This window comes from Serratia sp. 14-2641 (assembly GCF_001692375.1).
GTDB lineage: Bacteria > Pseudomonadota > Gammaproteobacteria > Enterobacterales > Enterobacteriaceae > Chania > Chania fonticola_C.
On record NZ_LXKR01000028.1, the window covers coordinates 199,844 to 222,590 of the forward strand.

At 48.3% G+C, this 22,747-nt stretch carries 19 protein-coding genes, 1 tRNA gene and 1 pseudogene; 5 read left to right on the forward strand and 16 right to left on the reverse strand.

Annotated elements, in window-relative coordinates; genetic code table 11:
* Positions 1-9: 9 nt before the first annotated feature.
* From A6U95_RS11405 to A6U95_RS11415, 3 genes are all read right to left on the reverse strand, one after another.
* Positions 10-1,311 carry a pyrimidine-nucleoside phosphorylase gene (locus A6U95_RS11405; RefSeq protein ID WP_024528372.1) on the reverse strand — a complete coding sequence of 434 codons (1,302 nt, stop codon included), beginning with the start codon at positions 1,309-1,311 and terminating at the stop codon, positions 10-12.
* Between the two features lie 17 nt (positions 1,312-1,328).
* Entirely contained in the window at positions 1,329-3,278 is a 1,950-nt protein-coding gene (locus A6U95_RS11410; RefSeq protein WP_083196362.1) for a bifunctional 2',3'-cyclic-nucleotide 2'-phosphodiesterase/3'-nucleotidase, read from the reverse strand.
* Between the two features lie 62 nt (positions 3,279-3,340).
* Positions 3,341-4,522: a nucleoside transporter C-terminal domain-containing protein gene (locus tag A6U95_RS11415; protein ID WP_065684563.1), complete on the reverse strand. Its 1,182-nt coding sequence runs from the start codon at positions 4,520-4,522 to the stop codon at positions 3,341-3,343.
* A 395-nt stretch (positions 4,523-4,917) separates the two neighbouring features.
* Between A6U95_RS11415 and A6U95_RS11420 the strand changes: the two genes are divergently transcribed.
* A tRNA-Phe gene (locus A6U95_RS11420) sits at positions 4,918-4,993 on the forward strand.
* Positions 4,994-5,240: 247 nt separating this feature from the next.
* On the opposite strand, the gene A6U95_RS11425 is transcribed toward A6U95_RS11420, so the two are convergent.
* The 3 genes from A6U95_RS11425 to A6U95_RS11435 all read right to left on the reverse strand — a co-directional run bounded on the left by A6U95_RS11425 (position 5,241) and on the right by A6U95_RS11435 (position 8,644).
* Positions 5,241-6,224, reverse strand: coding sequence for a tyrosine-type recombinase/integrase (locus tag A6U95_RS11425; protein WP_065684564.1), 984 nt, complete (start codon positions 6,222-6,224; stop codon positions 5,241-5,243).
* Positions 6,225-6,563: 339 nt separating this feature from the next.
* Complete coding sequence (locus tag A6U95_RS11430; RefSeq protein ID WP_065684565.1) at positions 6,564-7,391, reverse strand: phosphoenolpyruvate hydrolase family protein; 828 nt, start codon at positions 7,389-7,391, stop codon at positions 6,564-6,566.
* On the reverse strand, positions 7,388-8,644 hold the full coding sequence (locus A6U95_RS11435) for a Tm-1-like ATP-binding domain-containing protein (RefSeq protein WP_065684566.1): 1,257 nt from the start codon (positions 8,642-8,644) through the stop codon (positions 7,388-7,390). The genes A6U95_RS11430 and A6U95_RS11435 overlap by 4 nt, the downstream gene beginning before the upstream one ends.
* Positions 8,645-8,776: 132 nt before the next feature.
* On the opposite strand from A6U95_RS11435, the gene A6U95_RS11440 reads away from it, so the two are divergent.
* The gene (locus tag A6U95_RS11440) at positions 8,777-9,400 is read left to right on the forward strand and encodes a hypothetical protein (protein ID WP_065684567.1); all 624 of its coding nucleotides are present in this window, start codon (positions 8,777-8,779) and stop codon (positions 9,398-9,400) included.
* Positions 9,401-9,487: 87 nt separating this feature from the next.
* Here the strand turns inward: A6U95_RS11440 and A6U95_RS11445 are convergent, their stop codons facing one another.
* Both A6U95_RS11445 and A6U95_RS11450 read right to left on the reverse strand, forming a co-directional pair.
* Positions 9,488-10,954 carry a TraI domain-containing protein gene (locus tag A6U95_RS11445; protein ID WP_241810643.1) on the reverse strand — a complete coding sequence of 489 codons (1,467 nt, stop codon included), beginning with the start codon at positions 10,952-10,954 and terminating at the stop codon, positions 9,488-9,490.
* On the reverse strand, positions 10,948-11,175 hold the full coding sequence (locus A6U95_RS11450; RefSeq protein ID WP_065684568.1) for a hypothetical protein: 228 nt from the start codon (positions 11,173-11,175) through the stop codon (positions 10,948-10,950). The genes A6U95_RS11445 and A6U95_RS11450 overlap by 7 nt, the downstream gene beginning before the upstream one ends.
* 461 nt (positions 11,176-11,636) lie before the next feature.
* On the opposite strand from A6U95_RS11450, the gene A6U95_RS11455 reads away from it, so the two are divergent.
* Positions 11,637-12,287 (forward strand): hypothetical protein, encoded by a 651-nt coding sequence (locus tag A6U95_RS11455; protein WP_065684569.1) that lies wholly within the window; start codon positions 11,637-11,639, stop codon positions 12,285-12,287.
* Between the two features lie 48 nt (positions 12,288-12,335).
* Here A6U95_RS11455 and A6U95_RS11460 read toward each other — a convergent pair whose 3' ends face one another.
* The 4 genes from A6U95_RS11460 to tssI are packed head-to-tail and all read right to left on the reverse strand — an operon-like array spanning position 12,336 to position 17,274.
* Positions 12,336-12,605: a PAAR domain-containing protein gene (locus A6U95_RS11460; protein ID WP_065684570.1), complete on the reverse strand. Its 270-nt coding sequence runs from the start codon at positions 12,603-12,605 to the stop codon at positions 12,336-12,338.
* Positions 12,602-13,759, reverse strand: a complete 1,158-nt coding sequence (locus tag A6U95_RS11465; RefSeq protein ID WP_065684571.1) for a type VI immunity family protein — start codon at positions 13,757-13,759, stop codon at positions 12,602-12,604. Before A6U95_RS11465 ends, A6U95_RS11460 begins: the two co-directional genes overlap by 4 nt.
* Positions 13,760-13,775: 16 nt before the next feature.
* The gene (locus A6U95_RS11470; RefSeq protein ID WP_241810644.1) at positions 13,776-15,110 is read right to left on the reverse strand and encodes a VRR-NUC domain-containing protein; all 1,335 of its coding nucleotides are present in this window, start codon (positions 15,108-15,110) and stop codon (positions 13,776-13,778) included.
* Between the two features lies 1 nt (position 15,111).
* Positions 15,112-17,274 (reverse strand): type VI secretion system tip protein TssI/VgrG, encoded by a 2,163-nt coding sequence (tssI, locus tag A6U95_RS11475; protein ID WP_065684572.1) that lies wholly within the window; start codon positions 17,272-17,274, stop codon positions 15,112-15,114.
* 354 nt (positions 17,275-17,628) lie between these two features.
* Here tssI and A6U95_RS30660 point away from each other — a divergent pair.
* Both A6U95_RS30660 and A6U95_RS11480 read left to right on the forward strand, forming a co-directional pair.
* Positions 17,629-17,733: pseudogene (locus A6U95_RS30660) on the forward strand (IS5/IS1182 family transposase); the annotation flags it as partial.
* Between the two features lie 183 nt (positions 17,734-17,916).
* The gene (locus A6U95_RS11480) at positions 17,917-18,879 is read left to right on the forward strand and encodes a hypothetical protein (RefSeq protein WP_065684573.1); all 963 of its coding nucleotides are present in this window, start codon (positions 17,917-17,919) and stop codon (positions 18,877-18,879) included.
* A gap of 501 nt (positions 18,880-19,380) precedes the next feature.
* On the opposite strand, the gene nucC is transcribed toward A6U95_RS11480, so the two are convergent.
* From nucC to A6U95_RS11500, 4 genes are all read right to left on the reverse strand, one after another.
* The gene (gene nucC, locus A6U95_RS11485) at positions 19,381-20,106 is read right to left on the reverse strand and encodes a CBASS effector endonuclease NucC (protein WP_065684574.1); all 726 of its coding nucleotides are present in this window, start codon (positions 20,104-20,106) and stop codon (positions 19,381-19,383) included.
* Between the two features lie 90 nt (positions 20,107-20,196).
* Positions 20,197-21,129, reverse strand: coding sequence for a CBASS phage resistance system CD-NTase-associated protein Cap6 (gene cap6, locus A6U95_RS11490; RefSeq protein ID WP_065684575.1), 933 nt, complete (start codon positions 21,127-21,129; stop codon positions 20,197-20,199).
* Positions 21,126-21,644 carry a CBASS phage resistance system CD-NTase-associated protein Cap7 gene (cap7, locus tag A6U95_RS11495; protein ID WP_065684576.1) on the reverse strand — a complete coding sequence of 173 codons (519 nt, stop codon included), beginning with the start codon at positions 21,642-21,644 and terminating at the stop codon, positions 21,126-21,128. Before cap7 ends, cap6 begins: the two co-directional genes overlap by 4 nt.
* Before the next feature lie 7 nt (positions 21,645-21,651).
* A complete protein-coding gene (locus tag A6U95_RS11500) occupies positions 21,652-22,686 on the reverse strand; it encodes a CBASS oligonucleotide cyclase (protein ID WP_241810645.1) in 1,035 nt (344 codons plus the stop codon).
* Positions 22,687-22,747 lie beyond the last annotated feature (61 nt).

The following is a 22,747-nucleotide window of genomic DNA, read 5'->3' on the forward strand; positions in this document are numbered from 1 at the left end:
CTAATATTATTATTCTGTAATAATGGTATGGATCAGTTTTGGTGCTTGCGCCTTATCGGCAAGGGTGATGCTGTCATAGATTTTCGCCATGACGTTCGCCACATCCGGGCGGTTGGCATGGATCGTCACCAGTGAGTCACCGATGGCGACCCGATCGCCGACTTTTTTATGCATCATCAGGCCCACGGCCAGATCGATGTCATCTTCCTTGGTGGCACGACCGGCACCGAGCAACATGGCTGCCACGCCGATTTCATCGGCCACAATATTGGCTACCACACCCGCCTGCTTGGCCGGAACCTCAATCAGGTATTTAGCCTGCGGCAGCTTCTCTGGATGATCCACCATTGAAGCATCGCCGCCCTGGTTGGCCAGGAAGTCACGGAACTTGGCCAACGCCTTGCCGTTATCGATCACCTCTTGCAGCATGGCGCGCGCAGCCGGTAACGAATCGGCCTTCTTCGCCAGCACGACCATTTGGCTACCCAACTGCATGACCAGTTCGGTCAGATCTTCCGGGCCTTCGCCACGCAGCGTATCGATGGCTTCCTTCACTTCCAGCGCATTACCGATGGCGTAGCCCAAGGGCTGCGACATATCGGAGATCACCGCCATGGTATTACGGCCCACGTGGTTACCAATGCGCACCATCGCCGTGGCCAACTCGACGGCATCTTCAGTGGTTTTCATAAACGCACCGGCACCGGTTTTCACGTCCAACACGATGGCATCGGCACCCGCCGCAATCTTCTTGCTCATGATCGAACCGGCGATCAGCGGAATGGAGTTCACCGTACCGGTCACATCACGCAGCGCATACAGCTTCTTATCCGCCGGGGTCAGGTTACCGGTCTGACCAATCACCGCCACCTTGTCGCGGTTCACCAGCTCGATAAACTGTTTGCTGGAGATTTCCACATGGAAACCGGCCACCGCTTCCAGCTTATCGATAGTGCCGCCGGTATGCCCCAGGCCACGGCCAGACATCTTCGCCACCGGGATATCCAGCGCCGCTACCAGCGGTGCCAGCACCAGCGTGGTGGTATCACCCACGCCGCCGGTGGAGTGCTTGTCTACCTTGACGCCTTCGATCGCCGAGAGATCGATTACGTCACCGGAGTTCACCATCGACATCGTCAGATCGGCACGCTCACGGTCATTCATATCCTGGAAGAAGATCGCCATCGCCAGCGCACTGGCCTGGTAATCCGGAATATCTCCCCGGGTGTAGCCGTTAACAAAAAACTCGATCTCTTGCGTAGTCAGCTCTTTTCCATCGCGCTTTTTGGCGATGATATCAACCATTCTCATTGTCATTCCCCGGATCTTTATTTCTGTAAGTCGATCTTGTAAACGGCAAAACCGATATCGTCTTTTCCTACCAGCGCCATTGGATGCTGAGCAGCCTGTTTGATGTAATCGGCCGCATTCTGGCTTGGTGAGGTCTCGATGCGGATATCCAACGGCTTATCCGCAGTAATTTTCGCGATCCGCCAGTTGTTTTTTACCTCTGGCTTATATGCGCCATGCTGTTTGGTCTGCTCGGAGATGTAGTTGGCCACGATAGTGCGCACTTCATCCGGCGAGGAAATAACGATATTTTTTTCACCCGTGCCGGCGAACTTGCCGGTAAATGCCCGGTAATTGTTCACGGCAACCAGGAATGGCGCGTCTGCTACCACCGGCTTACCTTTATAGGTCAGCGACTTGATACGCTGGGCCTGTGGATTGATCACGTTGCAATCCACGTCATAACGCGCAGGCTGGGTCACGTCGATCTGATAGCTCAAATCGTCAAACATATCGAAGTTGTAAGCCCGGAAACCGTTCCAGTTGAGCAGTGACTGTGGCTTATCGCTTTTCACGTCGATCTGGTTGTACATGCCCGCAGAGCACTCCAACCACTCTTTCAGATCGCTGCCTTTCACTTTCACTGCCGCCAGCGTGTTGGAATACTGGTAAAGATCGGCCGCGTTACGGAAGCTCAGAGGCCCTTTACGCATATCAACGAAGGCCGCCGGGTCGTTCTTCCGGCCACCCGCCTTGAACGGTGCCGCAGCAGAAAGAACTGGGATATCAGCCAGATCCGGATCGCCCTGAATAAAGTGTTCAACGTAGGCTTTCTGCGCCGCACGGATGATCTGGATGGCCGAGGAGTCCTGCACTAAAGACAGATAGGTATTGGTGTCTTCGGCAATGGTGCCAATCGGCTTGTTAACGAATTCACGGGTGTCGTTATGCGCCTGCTCCAGCGTTTTCACCAGCGTAGCCTTGGCCTCGACCAGCGATTTGTCATTCTTCTTATCAAAAATTGGGCGGGCTTCTGCACGGCTGGAGACCACCTTCCACTTATTGGTTTCCCCTTCCAGCACCAGGTCGATCACCCCCAGGTTATCCGCCCAGTGGCCCGGCATGACTGCGGGTACGCCATTAACCGTACCCTTTTCAAGATCTACCCCAGGAATAGCGGCGAAATCCTTGCTTGGGAAAATACCGTGAGAGTGGCCAAAGGTAATGGCATCGATGCCTGGAACCTGCGTGAGGTAGTAGACCGAGTTTTCTGCCAGCGCCTTGTAAGGATCCGCAGAGATGCCTGAGTGGGCGATAGCAATCACGATATCCGCCCCTTCTTTACGCATCTGTGGCACCAGTTCCCTGGCAGTTTCGGTAATATCTTTGGCGATCACCTTGCCCGACAGCTTGTCCTTGTCCCACAGCACAATCTGCGGCGGTACGAAGCCGATATAACCGATGCGCAGCTTATGCTCTTTACCCTCGGTATCTTTTACCGGCGTGTCCACGATCAGGTACTGTTTGAAATAAGGCTTGTTGGTCTTGGCGTCATAGACGTTGGCGTTGATGTACGGGAATTTGGCCCCGCTAATCGCCATTTTCAGGTAATCCAGCCCGTAGTTGAATTCGTGGTTGCCCAGGCTGCCGACTGCATAATCGAGGGTGTTCATCGCCTGATAAACCGGATGCACATCGCCTTTCTTCAGGTTGGCAGCGGCATAGTCCGCCATCGGGCTACCCTGGATGATATCGCCGTTATCGACCAGCACGCTGTTGGTCGCTTCTGCGCGGGCAGCATCAATCAAGGTGGCCGCTCTCACCAAACCGTACTGAGCGGTGGCTTTATCTTTGTAATAGTCATAATCCATCATGTTGCCGTGAACGTCGGTGGTTTCCATGATGCGGAGATCCACCGTTGCGGCATGCGCAGCGCCTGCAACCAACAGGGCCAATAACGATAGCTTGAGGGGAGAAGTCATTTTCATCACATATTCCTTATTGTTATAGCAGTAGCAGGCCACAACCTCTTGATGTGGCCTTGAGCTAATTAAAAGAAGAAACCTACGACGGCGGCGTTCAGGAAGCTGACCAGCGTGGAGCCGTAAAGCAGCTTCAGGCCAAAGCGGGCTGCGGCATTACCTTGCTTGGAGTCCAACGCCTTGATGGCACCGACAATAATGCCGATAGAGGAGAAGTTGGCGAACGACACCAGGAACACCGAGATAATCGCCATGGTACGTTCAGAGAAGTTGTAATCACCCTGTGACAGGTTGAGCATGGCAACAAATTCGTTGCTGACGATCTTGGTTGCCATCAGGCCACCGGCCTGCACCGCTTCGTGCCACGGCACACCCACCAGGAAAGCCAGTGGTGAGAACACATAACCCAATACCCCTTGGAAGGAAATGCCAAATGCAGCGGTGAATAGCGCGTTAGCCATGGTGATCAGCGCTATAAAGCCGATCAGCATCGCACCAACGATAATCGCTACCTTGAAGCCATCGAGGATGTATTCGCTCAGGACTTCGAAGAAGCTCTGCTTCTCCCCTTCAACGACATCCAGAATATCTTCCTCAGGCTTGACCTGATAAGGGTTGATCAGCGACGCCATGATAAAGCCACCAAACAGGTTCAGCACCAAAGCAGTCACCACGTAGCGCGGATCAAGCATCACCATGTAAGCGCCCACAATCGCCATTGAGACCGTCGACATGGCAGAGGTACACAACGTATACAGGCGATGCTCCGGCAGCAGGCCGAGCTGTTTTTTCACCGAGATGAACACTTCAGACTGACCGAGGATCGCCGAAGCCACTGCGTTATAGGACTCTAAGCGCCCCATGCCGTTGACCTTGCTCAGCGCCAGGCCGATGTACTTGATGATAAAGCCCAGGATGCGCCAGTGCTGCAGGATGCCGATCAGCGCGGAGATAAACACGATGGGCAGCAAAACGGACAGGAAGAAAGAGATCTCGCCGTGATTCACCAAACCACCAAAGACGAAGTTAACCCCTTCGTTGGCATAGGAGAGCAAATTGCCAAATACCTCGGCGATCACACCAATCACTTTATTGCCTACGTCGGTCTTAAGCAGCAGTGCGGTCATCAAAAACTGGCAGGCCAGCATGACGAAAATCGGACGATAGCGAATGTTTTTGCGATCGTTGCTCACTAAAAGTGCCAAAATACAGATAGTAACGATACACACTATCCCTATGATATATTTCATCTTTTCCCCAAAATTATCTGTGAACTTTTACGTTCCGTTGCCGAGCCTTGTACCCTGGCGTTTGCCGGGAACTAATGATGTTATTATCGAAACATAACACAGACAATATGTTATTAAAGTTACATCGATCACATTTAAAAATGACAATAGCCTTAAAATACATATATGTAACATGTTGTACTTATCACTAACATTAACTTGAATAGGGAATAGGCAAGGGTAAACATTGTTGGGGTGAGTTTTTCGATCTCTGGTATCGGGCGTTTTGGGGGAGAAGGGAGAATGCTGGCGCAGGAAGGTAGCCCTGCCCTTGCTTGAAATTAGAGCAATCGCTCGGCTTTGTGACAGAAACCCATTGACGACACAGGGCCAAATACGGTTTAATGCGCCCCGTTGCCCGGATAGCTCAGTCGGTAGAGCAGGGGATTGAAAATCCCCGTGTCCTTGGTTCGATTCCGAGTCCGGGCACCATATTCAGAAGCGCTTGTCAAGATTTCAGGAAGAAAGCCTGACAGGTACGAAAATGGGCCAGAACACGCAATAACCCAAGGTGTTGAATGATTTCATCCTGTGATATCACAACCCGGTTGTTGTAAAAAGGCTCTTGATAGTCCCGCCTATGTCAGTAGGCGGGACTATTCGCTTACAATTTTTACAGATTTCGTATGCAAATGTCAAACTGTGTCAAGGAGATACCTTGCCCCTTTGCCTTGCTGACCTAACGCTTAAACTCCTGCTCCATAATATCCCGCAAGCTCTCCACATCTTCATCAATGTACTCCAGCGTAGAGCGCAAACTAGAATGTCCCAAGAGGCGCTTTACCGCCTGAATATTGCGATCCGGGGATTTCATCATGTTGGTCGCTACCGTATGCCGAAAACGATGGGGGCTCACAACAAACCGGCACTCTCTCGAGAGTCGCCGAAAAAAGGCCCGGATAGGGTAGATACCCATATCTGTCATTTCCCCTTCTTGTTTCACCCTGCGCCCGACGTCAAAACGGTTCACGTTGAACAACTGCTCTTCCGGTTCGGCACCAGCCTCGAGTGAACGGGTCACCAGTCTCTCCAGTCGGGGATACAACTCGCCAATGATAGGAATACGCAGTTCTCGGTGATTCTTCGCACCGGCGATAACCAAATCCAGCCATCGCTCCTCAAGGTTGACATCACAGATACGTATGTGACGAAGTTGGTTTTGACGTATCGCGGTGTAACTGAGAGTATCGAGCACCGTCAACCAGAACCAGGCAGGCTTACAGGCATGAACCCGCCAGTTCACCGCCAGACTGCTGGCCTGTAACCGTTCACACTCTTCATACTGTGCCATCAGTCGGTATACCGCCGCCGTCTGCCCCTCGGTCAGGGTCTTCTTCTTTTTCTTCCCCGCCCGGACCACCGCCTTGTTAAAGGGATTATCTTGATGCTGCAACAGCCCACACTTCATTCCGAAATTAAACAGAGCCCTCATGTGCGTCACTTTGTTATTCCAGGTTGTTGCCTGTAATTGTTGCTCTTTCAAGACATGCCTACGCCACTCGAGTACCAGCCTGTTATCCACCTCACTCGGCGTTTTAGCGGTAAATCGCAAAAAAGTCCTCACCACCTTTCGATAACTCCACTCGGTGTCATTACGGACCGCATTACTGAAAAAATAATGGTCTAACAGCTCATCAAATGTTAATAACTGTTCACAAGTCACCAGATGTCCTCCAGAATATATCCCTGAATAATCAAAGAGCTACCTACCAGAAATGCAAAAGCATTTCAGCAATATCCATTTGCCAGACTGATGCTGGCGGCCTGTTACGAACATAGACTGCGTCAAACGGTTGAGAAGCAAGGTAGTATCCTTCAAAAGAGTGCATAGCCTGGGGTATCCCGATAGTTACAGGCGCTCCACTCTAGGAAGGAAAATGGCGACCACAATAAAAAACTCTATTTGGATATTTAAAAATTTCTCCCATAGAAAACGCCCCATAACTGCCGGGGCGTTATATTGAACGTTCTTCAAATATTGGCAGAATTAATACATTGAGTATTACTTACTTTTTATTTGCTTAAACGCGTTAACGGTATTTTTAATCGCCACTTCTGTCGGTAAACGCTCCATCGAACTGGCACCGTAAAACCCGTGGCAGTCTGGACAATGCGATAGAATATAGGCGGCGTCATCCGGCTCGGCGATGGGCCCGCCGTGGCATAACACGATAACATCATCACGTACAGCTTTTGCCGCTGCTGCGCAGGCATTGACCACCGGGATACAAGACTCCAGATCATGTGCCGTGTCCGCACCAATATCGCCCCCAGTCGTTAATCCCAGATGTACCACTATAATATCTGCACCGGCCTCGGTCATCACCACTGCATCTTCCGTACTGAAGACATACGGCGTGGTCAGCATCCCTTTATCGTGCGCCTGGCGGATCATCTCCACCTCCAGGCCATAACCCATCCCCGTTTCCTCCAGGTTCTTGCGGAAATTCCCATCAATCAGCCCGACGGTAGGGAAGTTCTGCACACCGGCAAATCCCTGCGCTTTCAGTTCGTCCAGGAACAACGGAATATTACAGAAGGGGTCTGTTCCACAAACACCAGCCAGCACGGGCGTTTCCTTTACCACCGGAAGCACTTCATTGCCCATCTCGCGCACAATCTGATTGGCGTTACCGTATGGCATCAACCCCGCCAGCGAACCACGTCCAGCCATCCGAAAACGGCCACTGTTGTAGATCACTATCAAATCGACACCGCCAGCTTCTTCGCAACGTGCAGACAGGCCGGTTCCGGCCCCGGCACCGATGATCGGCTCTTTTCGCTGAACCTTCTGTTGCAGCGTTTCTTTCATTGTATTGTAATTTTTCATAAGGATTTCCCTGGTGTTGAATCATGAACAGTTCTCTGGTGTTGCATGACGTCCTGGAACTGCGCAATCACAAGCGAGCTAAATTCAGGTGCGTTGATATGGTGGGGCGTTTTGATAATCTGGCGTTGTGCCGTCTGGGTAACCGTTGACTCCAATCCTTCAGCAAAAGCCTGCCTTGCCTGCGGATCAAAAAACGGTTGCCCTGGAGCATCTAATGCCGAAAATCCGCCCTCTGGAATGATGAAACGTACCGGCCCGTTGCAGTGATTAAGCTTGTTGCCAATCCAGACGCCGAGCTGGTAGTTTTCCTCTGGTGTTGTGCGCATCAGCGTCACCTGAGCGTTATGCTCTACAAACTGCCGATGAGCATAACGCTCAGGTATGCTGTCCCGACCGCTGAAATTAATCATGTCGAGTGCCCCGGCACTCCCTACCCACGGCGTCTGCGTTTGTGCGATACAGTCAAGACGTGTTTCAGGGCAGGCAAGAACACCACCAAACAGCAAATCCGCCGCTTCGGTCAACGTGATATCAAGAACACCGACAATTTCACGGTTTTCAACCAATCGCTCCATACTGGTTCCACCATTTCCCGTAGCATGGAAGACCAACGGATCGAATTCCTCACCTAACGATGCAATCAACTGATTGATGCAGGGTGTTGTTACACCAAACATCGTCAGGCCTAAAACCGGTTTTCTTGCGTGATTATATTCAACAGCATTGTTAACGGCACCGGCTATCATATTGGCCGCATTTGCCAGAATAGTGCGTGACAAGTAGTTCAAACCACTAAGGTCGGTAACGGTATACAACATGGCGATATCGACACCACCGACATATCCCCCAACATTGCCCGATGCCATCGTGGACACCATTAACTTGGGAATACCGATAGGCATTGCCTGCATGGCGGACGTTATCAATGCCGTCCCTCCTGACCCCCCAATACCGAGAAGACCGGAAATATCATCCACCGTGTTCTGTAAAAAATAGGTCAGCGCGACAGACATGGCTGTGACAGCCCTTCCACGCTCACCACAGAAAACAGCGTCTATACCATCAGGGTGGTAAGCTGCAATCTGCGTCGTATTGATATCTACTTGATTATTTTCATGAAAGGCATTGGATGAGCCGGTAGAAACATCAATAATATGAGAATCTACCCTTGCAGAACGCAGGCACGATTTCAGCCAGAGTAACTCTTCCAGCTTGGTATCTGCGGTCCCTATGATGTACACAAATTTAGCCATAAGACGACTCACTCCATGTAAGACGTGAAAGATGTGTTGAGATAGTGCAATATAAAGCTAGGCTAATATTTTGTATCTCGCAAGATATTTTTAACTCAAGGGATATTTTTTGTTGCAAAATGAGGCATCACGATGATTCTGTTTGATGAGAACAACCTCTCGCCAGTACGACGCAGAACGCTAGAACGTTTGACCAGCGCGGCACTCAAGCTTTACCAAGAGCAAAAATTCCCCTCACCAGAAGAAATCACGCGAGAAGCCGAGTACGCCAAAGTCACGCTCAAAAGCTATTTCTCGACACACAGTGAGTTCGTTGAGTACGTGGTCAAGCAGGTGATCAACTCATTTGATAAACCCGCAATGGACAACACAGCTGAAGAAAATGTAGAAAAACTGCTCACATGGGGATTCGGCGAACTGGATACGCATGAAGCACTGATGCGTGACGCCATGCGTATTTCCCAGCAACGATGGCAAGCCTCAGTTTCAAGCAATTCGGAAAGCGAAGAAATAGGATCCCTCAAAAAGAGTAACCGAAAGGCTGCCTTGTCTGAAGCCCTGTCGCCACTTGAGGATCAACTTCCAGAAGAAACTCGCCAAAAACTGGTGATGTTAATGTCGCTTCTCTACGGGACGGAGGCGTTAACCGTGCTCAAAGACAGTTTTGGCTTAAACAAAGATGAGATCACCAATCTCACCGTCTGGGGGACAAAATTAATGCTGCGCCAAGCTTTGGCAGAGAATGAAAACAGTTAAAAAGAATGCTCCTGATGATGAAACGGAGAAACGGGGCTTGCCTATGGAGCGCTTTGTTCCAGACGCAAGCCCACAGTTTCATGAGCGTTAAGATTTTACTACCATAAACGGGTTATCCTCTGGGATTCTATGAGCTTCATAAAGCTTCTTAGCAACGATTAGATAACCTGTCATTTTCTGAAATTGTCCCTCCTTAGCCTTATCTTTATATGCATGACAGGTATACATCACGCCTTTATCCTGTCTATGCCTGCCTAATCGTTCAAATGCACTTTGTAATGTAGTTTTATCTGCGGAATATTCGTGATTCTCCGCTAAAAACTGATGAAAAATGTTTGGCGCGCGGATAAAGACATAACCTGCGATAATATGGATTCGAGAGTTGGCCGTATTTATTGAAAATCTCCCTGAGCAACACCCTTCCTTCAGCCATTGCCAAAAGCCTTCCCCAACTCCATCTGCATCTGGAAGGGGTATGTTCATTGATCCCGTTATTGTTCCTATTGACTGGGCCGATGCAGCCCCCTCGCCCAGTACCAAATTAGTCGGCTCAGAAAACCCCATCACGGCCAATAAATCTCCAGTCACATCCTCATTCAGCAAAGCGGGCGCTATATCCTTTTCATCAGTTGCGGCACTATCCAAAGTGAAAGCAGGTGATTCGGGCAGAGCCTCCTCAACGAGTTGGGAGGTAAATTGCAGCGGCAGGGAAGATACTGAGTCAAGATCCCCTTTCGCTACTGGCAACATCACCTCAAGTGAAACAGGTGATGCTGGGGCCAAAGCGGTATTGGCAATGTCAGATACCGGTTTTCCTATTGATTTACTGCTGGCTTCCGAGACGATGGCATTGACTATCCCTGACTCATTGCGAAATCCCGTCAAATATAACGATAGCGCGTTAAGCCCCCCCGGCCAGGTACTCAACCAGAGCAATGCCTCGTCAGGAATGACCTTCCAGGCAAGCATTGCACTCAAACTCTGCACTTGTATCGCATCAGCAACAGGCTTGAAACGAAAACGGTAGGGCTCGCCCGGCATGGCATTCAGTGGCATCCAACGCTGTCCACTTTCTAACTCAACCTCAATCTGGCATAGCCTGTCGAGCGACTGCAGCATGGCGGCATAAACAATCACTGCATTCCAGGCGGCACTCTGCGAGGCCTGCTCTTCTGGTTGTGCACCAACGGGCAACAGGTAGTTTTTTGATAGCCGGGCAGCATAGGCCACTGTTTCAAGCAGATGATCCACCATCCCCCCCAAATAGGCATGATGACCGTTCTCCGTGGCAGGAAACTGCTGCATCAGCGTGACGCAGTGTTCCAGCGGCTGCAGGTAATACCGCTGATACAGGTTTTTTGGCAGTGACGAATAATCCCACAACATCTGCAGCCATTGTTCGCGACGGGGGATTGCCAACTGCTCACGAGCCGACAACGGCGCATGATAGCCATCCGGCACCGAGGCTGATAGCGATTGTGGTGCGATAGATTTCTCACCATTAACAACCTTGGCTGACGGAACGGGCAGATACTTCATGAGAGACTTCAGCATAAGTCATCTTCCATGCCTTTTTCCCACGGTTTTTCTACCCAATATTGATGTATCGCTGCTTCATTTTCCCCCATCATCCAGTACAACGCATCACCCATAATCATCTCCAAAGGCACCTGCAGCAGGGCTGCAATCCGCTGCTGCTCTTGCATCTCCAAAACCTCTTGTTCGGCGATATCAGTCTGAATAATCTGCTGGTTGAGTTTGAAAGGAAGTCGCATAGCATGGTCCTGTTTTCTTGGGAAATAGGAGCCCCACTCTATAAAAACGAAATGCTGCAGCAACAAACAACTCTAATATGAAAATTTAAAATTAGACCCCATGAAAAACGCCCCAATGTTGCCAGGGCGCTGAACCCAGTATTATGCCGCTGATTTTTTCATTACTTATCAAACGTACAGTTCCAAGTTCATGAATATCTAGCCAAGCATATCATCGTCCCCAAAGGCACCTGAAGCAAGGTGGCGATCCGCTGCCGTTCCTGTAACTCCGACTCCATACTCCACTCAGCATACTGGCCATCCAGTTCTGTAACAGGGGTCAGTTTGAAGGTCGGAAATCATTGTACGGTTGGGCTTCAGCCCCCAACACCGGAACGAAAAAATTGTGGTAAATGGAACTACAATGGCGTAATTTTATGCTAATTATTTTACTAAACACTAAAATCCTGATTGGAGGGTAAATGGAATTACAATTTAGCATTAATGAGGAACACATCAACAAATTAAAACAAAGGATTAACTTGAAAAGGAAGTGTCAATTAGAAAAAACAAACAAAACCATAGAGAAATACGCATTATTTACCTTGAAATTCATTACGCCATTTCTTGCAATTTTTATTGCATCTTACATGCCGTTTATAAAAGATCACATTAACCTACCCACCAAAATAACTTCATGGTGCATTTTTTTAGCATTATATGTTTTTTTATGGTGCCGCTACGGTGATTCATTTACGAGAACATTCTCTCAATACGTCATCAACAATCGACTTACTAAAGCCATTAGCAATACGCTAATTGATATAACAACCCAGTTAAAAGTAAAAAAACTATCTCAACTAAAAGGGGTGCATCGAATAAAAGTGAAAAATGAATACTTAACAATTATCGGGCCAACCCATACCAAGACGAACTTACATTTTAAAGAAATTGTTAGATTTTGCGAAAATGATGGTTTTTATGAAATAGCAACTAAGCACAGTTCCAGATTGAAATTGTCTTACCTAATACCAACGATAAGTAATGCTATGGATGAAAGTGATTACAAAAAAAATATCAATCTAATATTAGAAAAATGTACATTATTAAAAAATGAAAAACTCAGTAATTAAGAAAGGAGCAAGACGGTCAGCAACGCCCTCGTTACCGCCGTCGCACATCTATGCTGATGCCACCAACTTGCATCCACCAGGGCAACCACAGATGACTTTGTGTCCTTCAAGGGCGATCTCCACACCGGCAATATTGGCCAACGTGCTACCTTCACTGATCATGCCGGTTACCTTACAGGCCGGGCAGAAAACCGGATCGCCCTTGCGGGCGAGCGCCTGAGTTTGATTGGCCAAGGGGGAGCCACTGAGCACTTTCCCCCCGGTGGTAGTGGTATCCCCAACCAGGATAACCTTTTTCCCCTGTATGACCGTTCTCATGCCCGTGGAGCCTGGACATTACCGTCATCTTCCGCTTCACTGGCCAGATCCCACCAAATGATCTCTCCCGCTTTTCCGGCCGGGGCCATTTCACCTTGCTTGATAATTCGCATGGTGTGAGGGAACGAGGGGGTCGTCCAGTTACCGCTCACCAACGCCGGGGTACCCGATTCTAATGGCGATAGTGATAATGGCCCCAGGTCATAACGGGCGTACCAAGCTTGGGTAGATAGCTCATCAAAATGATTGACCCCGTAGAAGTGCAGGGAATGGCCTTCCTGGTGCTTGACACGTATCGGGCGGATCAACTGATTGACGGCCAGATATTGCGGGGATAACCCTGCCGTCAACGGGGTCAAGTCCGGGTATTGCCCGGCGCGAATTAACAGTCCACCAGGATAGTGTTCGATGCCGATTTCCGGGTCACGGGAGAGTACCTGGCGTACCCAGTCTTCGCCGCCTAATCGTTTGATATAGCAATTATTTAATACAGTGATCCAGTTAGCACCACGAATACTGTTTGTGTACTGCATTGACGCAGTATGTACGGCTGAATTGACCTGCATCGGGGGATAGCGTTTGGCGAGTTCATACTCAACAGAAAAATAATCGTGATAATCTCTCGGTAATATCAAGCAATACCCACAGTCCCCACTGTCAGGTTCCAGTTGTTCGCACAGGAACGTTAGCCAGTCATTAAAACGTGCCATGCCCTGGGTTTCTTTAAGGTAAAACCAGGGTAAAACCAGGCTCAGATAGGAGTTCTGGTTATCTCCACCGGCTTCGCGGGTGTCGAGGTAGCGCATCAGGCAGTTAGGGGCTTCAAACATATTTTTCGCATCGCTGATAGTCCAACCACCGTAGTCATAGATGCCTTTATTTCGGATGCTGTCTTCTACTTTGGTTATGTTTTCTGGGCTGTATTTTTTCATTCCTTTAAAGGAATGTGCATGAAAACGCAAATGAGTACCGAATTCCTCTCGAAAACGGCTAAAACAAGCCAGTATCCTTTCCCGCTTTTCCACGGTGTAACCCCGTTTAAAAAACAGCGTAATCGACAGACCCAACCGACTAATGACCACATTATTATTGTCGGTAAAGGTAAATTCCGGTACCCGCTGTTCCAGTAATGCCGTATATTCATGGTGTTGCATCGTCATTCCTTATAAATTATTGCGCTGCGACCAGGGTACCGCCGCCTACCGCCGCCAGTGCAGCAAACAACGCGGCTGCTGCGGCTCCGCCTGCCGCTATGGCCGCAGCGACGATGGCCACCAGAGCCACCACGGCGGCGGCCACGGCGATGCCTACGATAATGACCGCCACCGCCTCTGCGGCCTGGATAGCCAGTTGCACCGTGCCATTACCAATATCGGACAGCACCTGTACCCAGTCGATTTGTTTTAAATACTCCAGGGTTATCTCCGACCCTAACAGCACGGTTCGCCATAAGTCCTGGCACTGTGCAACACTCCAGGTGATGATTTCACCGGTTTTTTCGCTCATCCAGGAGAACACATAGTGGGTTTGCTGGGTGAGGGGGTCCAGAACGTTCTCGCAGAACCACTCCCCTTTCCCGGATACCCAGGCACCAAACTGATGAAACTTCTGCCGGGTAGCCTCACTGACATATTCCCAACCCTGTTCCGCCAGACTGGAAACTTCATGGCCTAACATCACCCAGTCCTCCACCGAGGGTATAGACCCCCAAGGGGATGTGCTTAATAACGGCAGGTTTTTATGTAACGGCTGCGGAATGGTTCCCGGTACCCCTTCGGGGGGCGGCACGGGAATTGGGGACGGCAAATCGTCCGGTGACGGTAAAGTATACTTTTTTGCACTGGGGCTGAAAGCGGCATTGTATTGTTTGTCGTACTCTTTCTGCTTTTCTGTACGGTTATCATCAACGCGCAGAACACCAAACCGGGTTTCTGTCGCAATGAGTGTATAATCGCGGTCCTGATCTTCTGACAAGGTATCGCCCGGAAACTTCACTTCGATCAGCATCTTCAAGTTATCGCCATGAACCTTGCCATCAAAATATTTTGCTGCACGTCCGGGCCAGCGCTTATCCGCTTTTTTTACCAGAATGATGTCGGGGCGACGTCTCCCTTCTACGTTATGCTTTATCCAATCCTCGCGCGAAGGCCGGGCAAACGGATTGGAGGATTGTGGCAAATCTTCGCCGTATTTCTCTTTCGAGGCGGCACTAGTGGCCAGCATGGGGAGAGGGACAGGGTGCATGATAGCAAATACGACTTCAGCTTTATAAGCCCAGTGATATTCTTCCTTTTCTTCCTCCTTCTGGATAAGGCTGCTCATGACCAACTGGTTTAAAAAGCGTACCAAGCCGCCATTGGTGATAATACGCCGTGGGAGGCGCATGGCTACTTCGGCTTTCTGTGCCAGGTAACAAGGGTCTTCATCGCCAGGGAATCTGCCGCGTTCCATTGTGCAGGTAATGGAGGTGACTGCCGGACAGAGGTTACCAGGATTGCTCATCATCTTACTCCTTGAATTCCATGACACGTTCTACCTGGGCATTATCACTGGCCTGGTAATAGGTTTCTTTTGCCGGTTTTTGGGTTTCCGGCAGGCCAAGTTCCAAGTTGTCTTCTTTTTCGGATCGCACCATCAACGTTCTGCCCAGGGCGTCGGTCTTGCCTGAAACCACTTGGCCATTTGCCCCCTTGATGGTGTAGGGCGTATTGATCAGTGGGGCACCGGTGCGCTCATGCAGCAATGTATAACGGGCCGAGTAATTAAACAGTGGGGTTTCGGGCATGACCCCGGCAGCATGTTCGGCCAGTGTGATACTCACCCCTTCAATGCGGATATGGCCCATAGGATCAATGACAATGCGGCCCCCGGCGTTGCCAATCTCAATCTGTCCGCTGGCAGAGTGGATTGAGATATGTCTACCCACTTTCAGCGAGTCATTGTCGGTGACCTCAAGAAAACGGCTTTTCTTCACGACCGTAGTCTGCTGGCCATCAATGGTGACGGTTTGATCCTTCGCCACCGCGAGCGTCTGATATCCCCCTACGGACTCATCATCATCGACTTTGATCACCGAGGTGCGGTGATTATCGACCGTCAGTGTCATATCCCGGTTGATGGTGGTCGTCTGATCCCGCAGCACGTCGGTATTCATGTCTTGCTGTGCATGAATATAAATTTCCTCGCCGCCCTTAAAATCCTCAAACCGCAGCTCATTGAAGCCGTCGCCTTTATGGGTTTTTGAGCGGAGGGTCATCTGGGTTTTGGTGGCCGGCAAATTACCGGGCGGCAGATTGTTGGCGTGATAAGTACGCCCAATAATCACCGGCTGATCGGGGTCACCATTGAGAAACTCGACAATGACCTCATGACCCACTCGCGGAATAGCTAACATGCCCCAGCCATCCCCCGCCCACGGATGCGATACCCTGACCCAGCACGAACTGCGGTCATCCGTTATGCCAGAGCGATCCCAGGGAAAACGTACCCTGACCCGACCGTACTCATCGCAATAGATTTCCTCCGAGCCTGCTCCCGTAACGATCGCCACCTGTGCGCCATCGATGCGCGGTTTTGGCAATGAAAGAGGACGCCAGGTCTGGTTATGGGGAATAAAGGTAAATTGGCAGTCCAACGTGGTGCCCTGTTCCCCGGTGGCCTCTTCCAGCGCATCCGGTTGTCTGCCGGTGTGCGTAGTCCCAGTGATTTGCCAACGGGCGTTATGAGTATCCAGCGGATGATTTTCCAATGTAAACCACACGCCGGGTTGGAGCGCCGGGCTATTGGTTGCCCCCAGTCCCTGGTGCGCGTCGTTACGCAGCGCCTGGACGCGCCAACGGGCAAATTGATCCCCTGTAGGACCTGACTTAAAGCGGCCAGGATAATCATAATGCCGATAATCGAACGCCTGGTGCTCCAGGTCATTGGCAGACTCACTGGATTCGGCCTGCCAACTCGGATTCTTAAAGGTGTAATCTTTCAACAAGACTTCAGACGGGCGCAGACTTTCTTTACGGCGAAAGGTACTGATACACAACGTGTCCGAATCGGCCCTTTTAGCAGGGTGGTAGGGAAGCGTAGGGCCTGTATTCAGTGCGGCGCAGTCATCGGCAAACACCAACGTGTGTTTGTTTTTTGTATGCTCAAAGAAATAGAAAATCCCTTCCTCAGCGGCCAAGCGAGCCATAAACTCAGCGTCACTTTCCTGGTACTGGACACAAAATTCACGGGAAGCATGGGTATTACGTAAGGCAAAGGCATAGTCACTGATGTGGTGTTCTTTCAACAAGGTCTTCAGGATTTCTTGAACATTCCGTTGCTGAAAAATACGCGAATTTCTGACTAATCCAGCGCGCCAGAGTGCGGGGCGTATACTTAGGCGGTAATGTGTCTGATGGAGTCCTGTGTCTCCCTGTTCCACTTCAATCACGATGCCGTTGACGATCCGCTGTACCTCGGTATCACGCCAGATAGTCAGCGTGGCACTTCTATCTAGAATCGCTCCGAATTCTATGCTGGGATTGGCACTGGCCACCTCAAGTTCAAGCATAAAGGAGGTAGAGAGCTGTTCGTGCAACGAAAAACCCGCTACCACGAAAGTTTCTGTTTCCAGGCTACCCACACTCAACGTAAAGCGAAGCCCACTGGCTTCCCTGCTCATGCTTGCCATCCGCCTTCCTTATTTATGGCGTGAATATATTTTCGTTAAATGAAAATAAAATCGTATATATACATAAAAAATATTAATGCATATGAAAAAACAGTACAACCGATAAGTACCTACCAGATGTGATCTGCCTTGGTTATGCATGATTTTATATCTTAAAAGAATTCTCAGTTATGCGTTTACGCATAAAGGCGACAAAAATGACTTCTATAGGGTGGAGTGATTAAGGGTCGCCGATGCTCCCTCCCGCTGAGCTAAAATTACAGGAACCGACCAAGCAAGTGGGACATTAACCGAAAACCGAGCGACGCGAGGAGAAAAAGATAAACACAAGCTCGCAGAGTAGCCTGAGACGGTTACCGTCGTTTATTAGTTCGCTGGAAGAAAAAGCCCGAAAACTATCTGGGTATGCTGCACTTTGCTTGTGGACTTATTGTGTGGAATAAAATCATATTGGAATAGTCTCTTAGACCGATTACTTGTCAAAAAACCATGTAATACATTGATATTATAATGATATATAATCACCATCACATTCATTGAAAAATGATATTTACATTTTGTTACATTTATTTTTAAAAAAGAACTCCCATTGAGGTCTATTTGAGTTCAAGTTAAGAAAGTCATCACTCACAGGGAAACGTCATGAAAAAATTACTCGTCCGCCTCATACCAGATCACATCTACCAGGCTCTTGAAACAGCTGCCAATCGCGCAGAACGATCTATGGAAGGCCATGCTAGATACGTTTTAACACAGTCTGTGGAGAACCAACGTGCTATCTCAGGCGGCGAACGCTACCAGAGTGAAATATCTGACCGACTAAACCAAGTGCTGCCAGCGGTGAATAAAGTCCGCACTGGCCCCGCGTTGACCCCTGCAAAAGTGGCTGAACAGTTAGGGCACCACGATGCCGTAGCCACAGAAAACTGGTTTACGGGAAATGCGGTTCCGGGGTTTTCCGACCTCAACAACCTAAGCGAATTATTCGGTTGTTCAGCCCGATGGCTGAAATTTGGAGAGCAGGCACCATTCCCGATGAATTCACAAGCACGAATCAACTGGAAAGGTGGGAATGCCGCGGATGTTGACGCCCTATTAGCCCCAGACTCCAAAGGGAATCCCGTTAGTTATATCCGTATCATCCGATTATCCAACGATGCCGGTAATATTCTAATTTTACGTGAATTCAAAGACACATTAACCACTGACTTTTTCTATACCAATCTCCATTTGAGCGAAGAAATTGGAAATGGTGGTTTTCACGATCTCGCCGATTTCCTAGTTATCCTGCAAGAATTGTATTCCCGTTATATCAAAGGTGGCTTCTCCGTCAAAAGTTATAATCTGAGAGAAAATGATTTAACGTATCATTACCGTGAGGGCCACTACCATCCGCTTTATCTCATCAAACATGGATGCCAAGAGTCCGTTTGGTGGGAAGATATCTGGCATGCTGAAATGCTTGAGAGAAGAGGTCAGAAAGGGGGTTACTTCTGGGAAGGAGATTCAGCCTTGATTGACCGATTGCATAGACATCTTTCCGAGAAAAAACGCCTCAAATCAATCGACGAACTTGAAATAGAACAACTGGGATTGCCTGATTAGCATCAATTCAAAGATACCTAGTTCTCCGAAATAAACGCTCCGATACAGTCGGGGCGCTAAGATGAATATTATGCCACTGACCCTTCTTTAATAATCACCACTCCGTAAAAAATCGAAGTTTATTTTTTATTACCAACATGCACGTCTCCAGAAAATATTCCCCAGGAGAAATTCATGAATATTATCAGGAAGCTTATGGCTTTAAAGAAACCCGTGAATATTTCTCGCGCAGCTCGGGAAGCGAGCGTTAACACTTCATTGAACCACAACTATTTATCCAGATATCCCAGATGAAATCAGGAGGATAGCAGATAATGCCCCCCGCAGCTCTCGGGCGACATTACGTGAAAAGTTAAATGATGCAAATGCCAAAAACAAAGTTTTATGGGATGAGGTCCAACAACTTCAGCTTAGAATGTCAAAGCTGGCAACCATCAATGAAATGCTGAATTACAATCTAAAAAAACCTTCTCGAAATAAATAAAAAAAACAAACCAGCACTCACTTAGCCAACCATTTTCCATAGGCATCAATATCAATCATTGGCACGGTGCCACTAAATTGAAGCTGTGCAATAAGCCTGAAAAGAAAAGCGGTAGCTGGCTTATTTCCTGGTTCAAAATTGAATTTGACATCAATGTTATTGAAGTAAAAATGCCCATGTGATGCAACACAACCCATATCAAGTCGTCCGTCTGATAAATCCCCATTGAGAGCTTTGTCAAACGACGCCCCCAATGCAGGACTCCAGTCACTTTCAAAAGTAAGTAACCCTCCCAAAATTGGAATGAGTGGTTTTGCTGGATATGTCCCGCCAGCATGCGGAATTGGAAGGCTGGTACGATGAAGTCTGCGAACACTTGCAACTTTTCGCTGTGCATAAGCAACAAGCTCTGCTGACGCTGATTGCTTCGCTTCAAAAACCGCATAGACACTTTCAGCTGGAACAATTATTTGCTCATTAAATTTAAAAATAAATGGTGAGTACTGCCTGTCAAAAACAACCACATCAATCTGATCACTAAAATTGCCTAAACTATCAACTACAAAAGCATTAGCTGCCTGGTAACGTTTGGGAAGATATGTATCAAGCATTTCAATCCATACTCCTTCACTGGCATCCCCTTTAGCCCCTGGATGATGGAAAGCTTTACGTGCAGTTCCCAGTCGAAGTTGAATGTCTTCATGTAACGATGCAAATAGTTGAGAAAGTGACCAATCTGACATAATAGATTCCTTTATTCAGTAGTACTCATACGTTGCATAAGCATGCATGGCCCATAATACTATTTATGAAAATTTATCTTTTCTATATTACTAGCGGTCAATAAATGCAGGTGTTGGTGTCATTTTATTGACTACCTGTAGTGCAGTATGGGCTGACACTGCGTTATATGGGTAGGCCGCAAGAATTATTGATGGAATTAGCCGCTGGGTAATATCTGAGAAAGTAAATCCAGGAGAATTAGTGTCCCTTGGACCGGTTAACCTGACTAATTCTTCTATCGCCGTAGAATTTAATCCCAACCCCGTAAGTTTTGAATGCAACAAATAGTTTCGTTGTTCATCATTTGGCCGGGAAAAAGTTAAAACTTCAGCAGCACGACGCTGGACAGCCGGATCGAGAGCTTTCAGACGGTTAGTACACATAAGAACTGCCGCTGGTAGTTTCTGATTGGCGATCCGGTCTATTCCGCGAATAAAAGCGTTTACACCAGCACGATCCTCATGGTGCATCTGAGCATTTTCCCGAGATTGAGCCAATGCATCAGCTTCATCAATCAACAGCAAAACCGCACCACGAGCTTTTCCATTCGTGCTTTTTAATTTATCTGCGGCCTCAATGGTATAATCAAATGCAGCTGAAACCAGCTGAGTCATTTCGCCAACTCTACCCTGCCCTCGGGTAGCAAGGCTCAAAGGATACAATGTAATATCAATATCTTCCTGCCGGGCAACAGCATCCCCAATGGTTTCCGCCAGCTCTGTTTTACCTGAGCCCACGTCCCCAGCCAATACAACTAAAGGTGGTCGTCTGAGTACTGTATCAACAGCCGCACGAGCATCTGGGTGATATTTTTTGGCCCATTCCTGAATCCCATAAGGATTTACAAGCAAGCCTAATATTTTTGATAATTGATCTTTGTGCTCATCAAGACCAACTAAACGAGCCAGACGCTCCTGAGGCTCAAAGTCAGGGAAGTTAATGCGCCGCTCAAACAATTCATCAAGTGCTGGTTTTACGTTCATACAAAATTCCTTACGCTAGTGCGATTGAGGGAGCGACCACCGGCCGAGTAAGTCTTATCATTTTCGAGGTAGCCATTAATCCCCGGAGACTGGGCACCAACCCGTTTAAATGGTAGATCTTTCAACGCAGTATCTTTTTCCGATTGAGTAGCATTCAGATATTTCGAGCTATAAGTCATAAAACTATAGAATGATGCACCCGATACATCTTTTCCTGGACGGATTTTTCCGGGGTCATCATCTGTACCGAAACCAAGCAAGTCACCTGCGGTATATCGAAGAGTCGGCTCGATCCAGTTATTATATCGCTGAAAACCGTAAGACACCTCTCCTAAATATCCTGCCTTAAGAAACACAACCAATTCTTCTTCGTATGCTTCAATGTCGGCATCACTGGGGTAACCATAAAAACGCTGCATCCTTCGCAAGTCAGTTGCAACTTTAGCAGCCATGTGACGAGCGTGGGTTACGCTGAAAGTTTGTGTCTCTGCTACCGAATAACTATAAGAAGACATAATGATTTCACCCCTGGAATGAAGAACCGAAAACTTTCTGCCAATAGGTTACGGTTAATTGCTTGGTTGGTGCATAGAACGCCGCATCAATAGCGTCACCGGCATCCATTGCGGCGTCGATGATGGCGTCTACATTAGACTGTGTATATAAACGAGCAACATTATTATCAGGATTAACGGGATCGATAATCTGCACTAAATCTGACAATTTGCCTATTCTTGACGCTGGATAATTATCCTCGAAGACAATGCGTTCACGTAATTCAGTGCTCACCAGATAGGTAAAAAATGCCTGTAAAGCTTCCGGATAGTTCGAGAAATCCACATCATTATCCAGTAATTTTGCAAGGATCAATTCAATCATGAATGATTTAAAGCGAAAATTCGGCCGCTCTTGCTTCATCAAACGAGCCCAATATTTCGCTAAACGAACAACCTGAGCGAAATGCTTCGGGGCAGCACGTTTGCGGGCTTTGATGAAATCAAGGTGCAGAGGAATGCTGGTTTCAAGGAACGAGCCATCTTCCTGACTTATCAAATGACCTCGCCAGTCAGGTAACCCCGAATACAATACAGGGACAATATCGACATCTAAGCCTGAGCCCCGGAAGGAAACCGTTACTGAGTATGTCTGGGGTTTAACCTGATCAGGGCTAAAGTTAGGAAATGCTTTACGCAACCTATCAGCAAGATAGTCAAGTAACTCACGTAAATCCTGTGGTGCATCAGATCCACTGATATACACAGCCACATCAATGTCGTTTAACGAGCGAAGAGCAGTTCCTTTAGCCAGACTACCTGATGGAATCATTCGCTTTAATGAAAAGTCAGGATGATCAGAAAGATACCCTTCCAGTTTGTTCTGTAATCGCTTGGCCTGTTCCCTGAATTCATCAGCCTTTACTTTTGGAAGATTTACCTTATCTTCAGCAAATCGCGCTATAGTTTTATGGTCGACATGTTCTATTGACATCACATCCTCACTAGAAGTCTGCACTCTATCCAAGCCGGACGACATGTCATGTTCATCTTCGTCGGCCACAAAGTTCGGTATAGCGAACTTTTTACAAGAATGGGTGAAATTTTCTTACTTGTCAAACTTT